5 protein-coding genes and 2 pseudogenes (1 of these 7 only partly in view) are annotated in these 7,927 nt (G+C 70.1%); 3 read left to right on the forward strand and 4 right to left on the reverse strand.

The features are described 5' to 3' along the window. Both D471_RS42635 and D471_RS41735 read right to left on the reverse strand, forming a co-directional pair. Positions 1 to 86: pseudogene (locus tag D471_RS42635) on the reverse strand (hypothetical protein) (its annotated part extends 82 nt beyond the left edge of the window); the annotation flags it as partial. Beyond that, positions 50 to 1,207: pseudogene (locus D471_RS41735) on the reverse strand (beta-ketoacyl synthase N-terminal-like domain-containing protein); the annotation flags it as partial. The pseudogenes D471_RS42635 and D471_RS41735, both read right to left, overlap by 37 nt. Positions 1,208 to 1,560: 353 nt before the next feature. Here D471_RS41735 and miaA point away from each other — a divergent pair. The 3 genes from miaA (at position 1,561) to D471_RS0111310 (ending at position 4,828) form a co-directional block, all read left to right on the forward strand. Then, positions 1,561 to 2,571, forward strand: a complete 1,011-nt coding sequence (gene miaA / locus D471_RS0111300; protein ID WP_017598719.1) for a tRNA (adenosine(37)-N6)-dimethylallyltransferase MiaA — start codon at positions 1,561 to 1,563, stop codon at positions 2,569 to 2,571. Positions 2,572 to 2,786: 215 nt separating this feature from the next. Next, positions 2,787 to 3,536, forward strand: a complete 750-nt coding sequence (locus D471_RS33940) for a TetR/AcrR family transcriptional regulator (protein ID WP_051059149.1) — start codon at positions 2,787 to 2,789, stop codon at positions 3,534 to 3,536. A 17-nt stretch (positions 3,537 to 3,553) separates the two neighbouring features. Then, positions 3,554 to 4,828 (forward strand): cytochrome P450 family protein, encoded by a 1,275-nt coding sequence (locus D471_RS0111310; protein WP_017598721.1) that lies wholly within the window; start codon positions 3,554 to 3,556, stop codon positions 4,826 to 4,828. A gap of 113 nt (positions 4,829 to 4,941) precedes the next feature. On the opposite strand, the gene miaB is transcribed toward D471_RS0111310, so the two are convergent. After that, positions 4,942 to 6,408 (reverse strand): tRNA (N6-isopentenyl adenosine(37)-C2)-methylthiotransferase MiaB, encoded by a 1,467-nt coding sequence (gene miaB / locus D471_RS0111315; protein WP_026127622.1) that lies wholly within the window; start codon positions 6,406 to 6,408, stop codon positions 4,942 to 4,944. A 151-nt stretch (positions 6,409 to 6,559) separates the two neighbouring features. Continuing rightward, the coding region (locus tag D471_RS33945) for a TRAP transporter large permease subunit (RefSeq protein WP_017598723.1) at positions 6,560 to 7,927 on the reverse strand (1,368 nt) is incomplete at its 5' end.

The following is a 7,927-nucleotide window of genomic DNA, read 5'->3' on the forward strand; positions in this document are numbered from 1 at the left end:
CGCCGAGCGCGGCCAGCTCGGTCGCATCGCCCAGAGCGGTCCCGGTACCGTGCCCCTCGAAGTAGCCGACCGTCTCGATCCCGTATCCGGCGCGGTCGTAGGCGCGTTCCAGGGCCCGTCGGTGTCCGCTCTCCTCCGGCCGGGTGATGCCGCCGCTGCCGTCGGAGGAGACCGCCCAGCCCGTGATGACGGCGTAGACGCGCTTGCCCTGGGCGATCGCGTCCTCCTCGCGCATGAGCACGAGCGCGCCGGAGCCCTCCCCGGGCCAGAAGCCGTTGGAGTCCTTGTCGTAGACCTTCATCTCGCCGGTGGCGAGTGCTCCGGTCTTGGCGAACCCGATCACCTCGAAGGGGTCGATGGACAGGTCCACCCCGCCCGCGAGGGCCGCGTCCAGGTCGCCCGAGACCAGGGCGTTCGCCGCAGTGGAGACCGACAGCAGGGACGACGAACAGGCTCCGTCGACCGTGTACCCGCCGCCGCCGAGGTCGAAGTGGTTGCAGACCCGGCCCGCGATGGTGTTGGACAGCCCTCCGGCGAGCGTGTCCTCGTCGATACGGGGGAACGGGGACTTGTAGGACTTCTCGAGGTCGGCGAGGAAGGCGTCCGCCTCCTCCTCCGCCCATCCGCGGTCGAGCAGGGCGGAGGCCACCGTCCGGCGCACGTAGGGCCAGCGCAGCCGCATCGTGTTCGCACGTGAGAACTCACCGGTCAGACTGTTTCCGACGACCACGCCCGTGGACCTTCGGGGAAGCCCCTCACCCTCCGGGAATCCGGCGTCCCGCAGGGCTCGGGACATCGTTTCGAGGGCGAGCCAGTGCGTCATGTCCGTGGCCCGGAAGGAACTGCCGGACACCCGGTAGCGCGCCCTGTCGAACGTGAATCCGCGAAGAACAGCGGCTTTTTCAGAGTAGAACCGATCCTCGGCGGACGGATCCCTTGACCAGTAGTCATCCAGGTTCATCCGTTCGCTGGGCAGGCGCCGAAAAGCCCTCCGCCCCGCCAGTACGTTGTCCCACAGATCCGCTGGAGAATTCGCGTCAGGATAACAGAGACCGATTCCTACAACAGCAACTCTGGTGTTTTCCATAACCCACCCGCAGACGCTTTCAGAAAATGACCCACACGCCAGGGAACACAGACCAATCATGCGTTGGACGGGGTGGTATGTCTTCTCCCTTTGTGCGCCCCGGGAACACAGGTATTCCATAACAGCGTGATTATTGCTATGCGCCGCCGCGGGCCGCCCCGTCCGGCCGAACCCGGCGCCCGGTCCCGCGACGCCCCTCGCGCGGTGTGTCGGAACGACAGCGGGTCCGGTGCCCAAAGCCCCCTTAGGGGGTGTTCCGCGGACACGTACCCTGCTGCGCGACGCCCCGGCACAACTCTCGCGGCGTTCTCATCAGTCGACAGCCAACCCCGGGCGGGCCCCCGCTGTGCGACACTGCGGAGCTTGCGAAGCAGAGCACAGTAGGGGAACTCCTTCTTCGGCCTTGCGAGAGCCGCACCGGAGACGCCGCTCACTACGGGCAGCATCCATGGAACACCCCCTAGGCTGGGGACATGATCAAGGTGATCGCGGTCGTCGGACCGACCGCTGTGGGCAAGTCGGACCTCGCCGTCGAGCTGGCACTCCGGCTGGAGGAGCGCACGGGACTGCGCGGGGAGGTGATCAACGCCGACTCCATGCAGTTGTACCGGGGCATGGACATCGGCACGGCGAAGATCACCCGCGAGGAGATGCGCGGCGTCGCCCACCACCTGCTGGACGTGTGGGAGGTCAGCGAACCCGCGGACGTGGCCAGCTACCAGGAGATGGCCCGCGACCGGATCGAGGAGTGCGCCGAACGCGGCGTCCTTCCCGTCCTGGTCGGCGGATCGGGACTGTACGTGCGCGCCGTGCTGGACCGCCTGGAGTTTCCCGGCACCGACCCCGAGGTGCGCGCACGGCTGGAGTCGGAACTGGCCGACCTCGGCCCCGGCGTCCTGCACGCCCGCCTGGCCGAGCTCGACCCGGAGGCCGCCCGCACGATCCTGCCCGGCAACGGGCGGCGTATCGTACGGGCCCTGGAGGTCATCGAGCTGACCGGCGCGCCCTTCACCGCCAACCTGCCCGACCACGACACCCCCTACTACCCCTGCGCGCAGATCGGGCTGAGTGCCCCGCGCCCGGAGCTGGACACTCGGATCGACCGCCGCGTGGACCGCATGTGGGAGCGCGGCCTGTTGGAGGAGGTCCGCCGACTGGACGGGTGGGGACTGCGCGAGGGCCGGACCGCCTCGCGCGCGCTCGGCTACGCGCAGGCGCTCGGCCAGCTCGACGGGGACCTGACCGAGGAGGAGGCCAGGGAGAGCACCGCCCGCGCCACCCGGCGGTTCGCCCGCCGCCAGGAGTCGTGGTTTAGCCGCGACCCCCGCGTCCGCTGGCTGCCCTACGACTCCCCCGCACTCGTCGAGCGCGCGCTCTCCCACGTCGAGGCCGTGATGGCGGGTCCTCCGGCCTACCCCGGGGAGACTCTGGTGGACGTGGCGACACTGGTTCCCCACTCCCAGCACACCGCGCCCGACGCCTGACCCCCGCCGATCGCCGACGGACGCGGCGATCCGGGCGGCTCGCCCGCTCGCCCGAACCCTTGCCCCCCGGTCGGTTCTCACCTAGCGTTGACTCCGTGACCAGATTCGAAATCTGGTCACGGAGTCACATCGCGAGGGGAGGCATGGCTATGGTCATGGTGACAACGCTGGTACACCCAGACCACAGCCGTATCCCCCACGCTCAGGAGTACACCGTGACCCCGTCCACCCGGCCGACGTCCAGAACCGACAAGCGCGTCCAGCGAGCCGAACGCATCCTGGACGCCGCTGGCGAACTCCTCGTCTCCTGGGGCTACCCCAGGATCACCATCGAGGACGTCGCCCGCCGCGCCGGGATCGGCAAGGGCACCGTCTACCTGCACTTCCCCACCAAGGAGGCGCTGTTCCTGGTGGTCGTGCTCCGCGCCCAGCGCGCCATGGTCGAACGCGTCCTCGAGGTGATGCGCCAGGGCCCCGAGGGGATCTGGCCCAGCACGCTCGCCCGCACCACCGGCCTGGCGCTCCACGACTCCGCGATCATCGCCGCGGTGATGAGGGGCCGCGCCGAGACCCTGGGCACCCTGTCCCAGGCCGCCGAGGAGTACAGCAGGAAGCTCGTCGAACGACGGCTCGGCATCACCGAGGCCTACTTCGACCTCCTCCGCGACCACGGGCTCATCCGCACCGACCGTCCCCGCGACGAGCAGCTCTACGCCTACTCGTCGATCCTGACCGGCTTCCTGATCTCCGAGCCGCTCCTGTCCGAACGCTTCACGTTCCCACCCCCGACCGTCGACCGCCACGTCGACATCCTGGCCGACACCATCCGCTCCACTCTCGGCGAGTCCGACGCCGACGGCGCCCTGCACACCGTCTGGCCCAGGGTGACCGCCCTGTTCGAGGAACTCGTCCGGGACGCTCACGCGGAGGTCGACCGCTACACACACGCCACGCGCGACACCTGACGACCGATGGAGTGCCCATGACGGCCACAGCACCATCCGCGCACAACGACACCATCAACCTGATGGACCCGATCTGGAGCTCCGACCCGCGGGCCCTCGTGGACCGCGTCACCGCGGCGGGAGGCTCGGCCCCCGCCCTGTTCGCGGACGGCTTCGAGGTCACCCTCTTCACCGACGACGAGGACGTGCGCACGATCCTGAGCGACCGCCGGTTCGTGGTCAACCCCGACAACGTGCGCCAGGGGGCGGGCACGCGCACCAAGGCCGAGATCTTCGAGGCCATGGGCGTCACCCCGGACCTGGCCGCGTACATGACCGAGAACATCCTCGCCATGGACGGTTCCGACCACACCCGGCTGCGCAAACTCGTGTCACGGTCCTTCACCGTGCGCCGCGTCAACGAGCTGCGACCCCGGGTCCAGCGGATCACCGACGACCTCCTGTCCCGGCTGCCCGACCACGCCGAGAACGGTGCCGTCGACCTTCTCGAACACTTCGCCTACCCGCTGCCGATCACCGTGATCTGCGACCTGGTCGGCGTCCCCGAGGAGGACCGGCCCCTGTGGCGCGAGTGGAGCAGCACCCTCCAGGGGTTCGATCCGACCAGGCCCGAGCTGATGAACAGCGTGCTGGGCGAGATGATCGACCACCTCAAGGGGATGATCGAGCAGCGTCGGCGAGCCCCGCACGACGACCTGCTCGACGCGCTGATCAGGGAACGGGACGAGGACGGCGCGAAGCTCAGCGAGGCCGAGCTGATCGCCATGGTCTTCACCCTCGTCATCGCCGGGCACGAGACCACGGCCCACCTGCTCACCAACGGCACACACGCCCTGCTCACCCACCGCGACCAGTGGGACATGCTGCGGGCCGACCCCGACCTGCTGCCCTCCGCGGTCCACGAGATGCTGCGCTGGTGCGGTATCGCCCTCATCACCCAGGTCCGCTACGCGGCCGAGGACGTCCGGCTCGGGAGCGGCCGGCTCGCCGCGGGCGACCGGGCGGTGGCCGTCATCATGGGCGCCAACCGGGACCCGAACGTGCACCCGGACCCGCACCGATTCGACATCACCCGCCACCACGGCAAACCCGGAGAGGCGCACGTGGGCTTCGGCCACGGCATCCACTACTGCCTGGGCGCCGCCCTGGCCCGGCAGGAGGGACAGGTGGCCTTCGGATCACTGCTGCGGACCTACCCGGACCTGGCCCTGGTGCCCGGACGCGAGCCCGAGCGGGTACCCACCCCGGGAGCGCTGCGGTTCAAGGACCTGTACGTGCGGCTCACCGGCTAGCGTTCTCCCCCGAACCGACCGCCAGGGGTGAGCACCCCACGACCGGGCCCCGAACCCGGCCCGCGGCCCCCGACACGCTGTCGGGGGCCGCGGGGACGCCGGTCGGAGCCGGGTCAGGCGTCGCAGCACCCGCCGACGGGGGCGGCGGGCTCGGCCGGGACACCGATCTTCGGCATGCCCAGCAGGACGTCGGAGCCGCGCTCCTCGGGCGGCTGACCGTTGCGCGCCGCCCAGGCGTCACCGGCGCGGGTGCGGCGCAGGCCGCGAACACCGGAGTCCGCCACCAGGTGGTGCGGGGCGGCGTAGGTGACCTCCACGGTCACCATGTCACCGGGGCGCGGCTCCTCGCCCTCGCCCACGGCGAAGTGCACCAGACGGTTGTCGAGGGCACGACCGGACAGCCGACGGTGCTCGCCGTCCTTGCGGCCCTCGCCCTCGGAGACCAGCAGCTCGACCTCGCGGCCCACCAGCTTCTGGTTCTCCTCCCAGGAGATCGAGTCCTGGAGCTCGACCAGGCGCTGGTAGCGGTCCTTGACGACCTCCGGCGGCACCTGCCCGTCCATCGTCGCCGCGGGCGTCCCCGGACGCTTGGAGTACTGGAAGGTGAACGCCATCGCGAACCGGGCCTCGCGCACCACGTGCAGCGTCTCGGCGAAGTCCTCCTCGGTCTCGCCCGGGAAGCCCACGATGATGTCGGTGGTGATCGCGGCGTGCGGCATGGCGGCGCGCACCTTCTCCACGATGCTCAGGAAGCGCTCCTGGCGGTAGGAGCGGCGCATGTCCTTGAGGACCTTGCTGGACCCGGACTGCAACGGCATGTGCAGCTGCGGCATGACGTTGGGGGTCTCGGCCATCGCCTCGATGACGTCGTCGGTGAAGTCGCGCGGGTGCGGGGAGGTGAACCGGACCCGCTCCAACCCCTCGACCTCACCGCAGGCGCGCAGCAGCTTCGAGAAGGCCTGGCGGTCGCCGAACCCGCTGCCGTAGGCGTTGACGTTCTGGCCCAGGAGCGTGATCTCGCTGACGCCCTCGGCCACCAGGGCGCGCACCTCGGCCAGGATGTCACCGGGGCGCCGGTCCTGCTCCTTGCCGCGCAGCGCGGGCACGATGCAGAAGGTGCACGTGTTGTTGCAGCCGACGGAGATCGAGACCCACGCCGCGTACGCGGACTCACGGCGGCTGGGCAGGGTGGAGGGGAAGTGCTCCAGGGACTCGGCGATCTCCACCTGGGCCTCGCGCTGGACCCGGGCGCGCTCCAGCAACGTGGGCAGGGACCCGATGTTGTGGGTGCCGAACACCACGTCCACCCACGGGGCGCGGCGCACGATCTCACCGCGGTCCTTCTGCGCCAGGCAGCCGCCGACGGCGATCTGCATCCCCGGGTTGGCGTCCTTGACCGGGCGCAGGTGCCCGAGGTTGCCGTACAGGCGGTTGTCGGCGTTCTCCCGGACCGCACAGGTGTTGAAGACGACGATGTCTGCGGTGGTGTCCTCGGCTGCGCGCGCGTACCCAGCGTCCTCCAGCAGACCGGAGAGGCGCTCGGAGTCGTGGACGTTCATCTGGCAGCCGTAGGTCCGCACTTGGTAGGTACGACTCTGGCTCACCGTCCCAGGCTAACCGGTGCGGAGAACAGGTGGGCCACGCACGGGGAGCGGATCCCGCCCACGGGACGGCCCGTGCCGCCGACCGCGGTGGTCAGCGGCACGGGCCGCGTGGAGGATCAGTCGGGGTTCAGTCGTCGCCGCCCGCCGACTCCACGGAACGGTCGTCTCCGTTCGCCTTCACCTTGGCCGGGACGGAGTCCACGCCCGGGACGGTCTTCGGGCCGCCCTCGCGGCGGGTACGCAGCTTCTCGTACCCGAGGACCGCCACGATCAGGACCAGCCCCACGGCGTTGGCGACGAGGCTCCCGGACACCAGGAGCAGTCCGCCCACGATCAGCCCGACCCGCTTGTACCAGGCGAGCGGCCGGTCCACGTAACCGACCAGGCCGAGCGCCACCATGACCGCGCCGGCCACACCGGTGATCGCCGCGATCGTGCCGGTGAGCCAGTTCACCTCCTGCAACAGCAGCTCGGGCGAGAACACGAACATGTACGGCATCACGAAGGCGGCGATGGCGATGCGCACCGAGTAGAACCCGGTCCTGATCGGATCGCCTCCGGAGATGCCCGACGCGGCGTAGGCGGCCAGGCAGACCGGCGGCGTGATGTCGGCGAGCACACCGAAGTAGTAGACGAACAGGTGCGCCATCAGCAGCATCGCGAGCCGTTCGTCCACCGAGCCCTGGAGGACCGCCACGATCGCCGGCGCCGCCAGGGTCGCGGTGATGACGTAGTTGGCGGTCGTGGGCAGGCCGATGCCCAGGATCAGGCAGGCGATCATCGACATGAACAGGATGAGGAACAGGTCCACCCGCAGCGTGCCGACCGCGGTCGCCCCGAAGTCGGCGCCCGCGCCCGTCCAGGCCAGCACCGGGGAGGCCGCCACCGCCGTCAGCAGCGAGGCCAGACCCGAGCTGATCGACTCGGCGATCCCCAGCAGACCGTCGCTGAGCTTGAGACCGAGGTCGGTCGTGGTGATGACGCCCGCGATGACGCCCGCCGAGGCGCACGCCACGATGATGGGGATCGCCAACCGGGCCGCGCCCACCAGGCCGTCCAGGAACGAGTGCAGGTTCAGCTGGTCCTCACCCGACTCCCGCCAGCGGCCGAAGGCCACCGCCACCGCGATCCCGGCGAGGGTGAGCAGGAGGGTGGTGGCCAGGGCCACCATGCCCCGGTCCATTCCGGCCATGACCCACTGGCCCACCATGACCAGGACCGTCGCGGCGACGGCCGCGACGATGATCGGCAGGGGCAGCCGCACCGCGGGGGAGGTGATGTCGCGTCCCGACCGTGTCTTGAGTTCTCCCGTCTCCTCGTCCCTGCGCCAGGGCATGAGGATGTACTGGGTGAGGACGTTGATCGCCACGGTCGTCACCACGGCGCCCATCGCCGAGAACATCGGGGAGAAACCCATCGACAGCAGGGCGAAGATCGCCACGACCGGGGCGATGAGGTAGCCGCGGGTGATCATGAGCCGCCGCAGGGTCGGCAG

Origin of the sequence: Nocardiopsis lucentensis DSM 44048, assembly GCF_000341125.1 — a bacterium.
In the GTDB taxonomy this organism is placed as follows: Bacteria; Actinomycetota; Actinomycetes; order Streptosporangiales; family Streptosporangiaceae; genus Nocardiopsis; species Nocardiopsis lucentensis.

Bases quoted from the DNA above. Each gene is read 5' to 3' on its own strand.
- miaA (WP_017598719.1), top strand. From the start codon at position 1,561: ATGATCAAGGTGATCGCGGTCGTCGGACCGACCGCTGTGGGCAAGTCG.
- D471_RS0111310 (WP_017598721.1), top strand. From the start codon at position 3,554: ATGACGGCCACAGCACCATCCGCGCACAACGACACCATCAACCTGATG.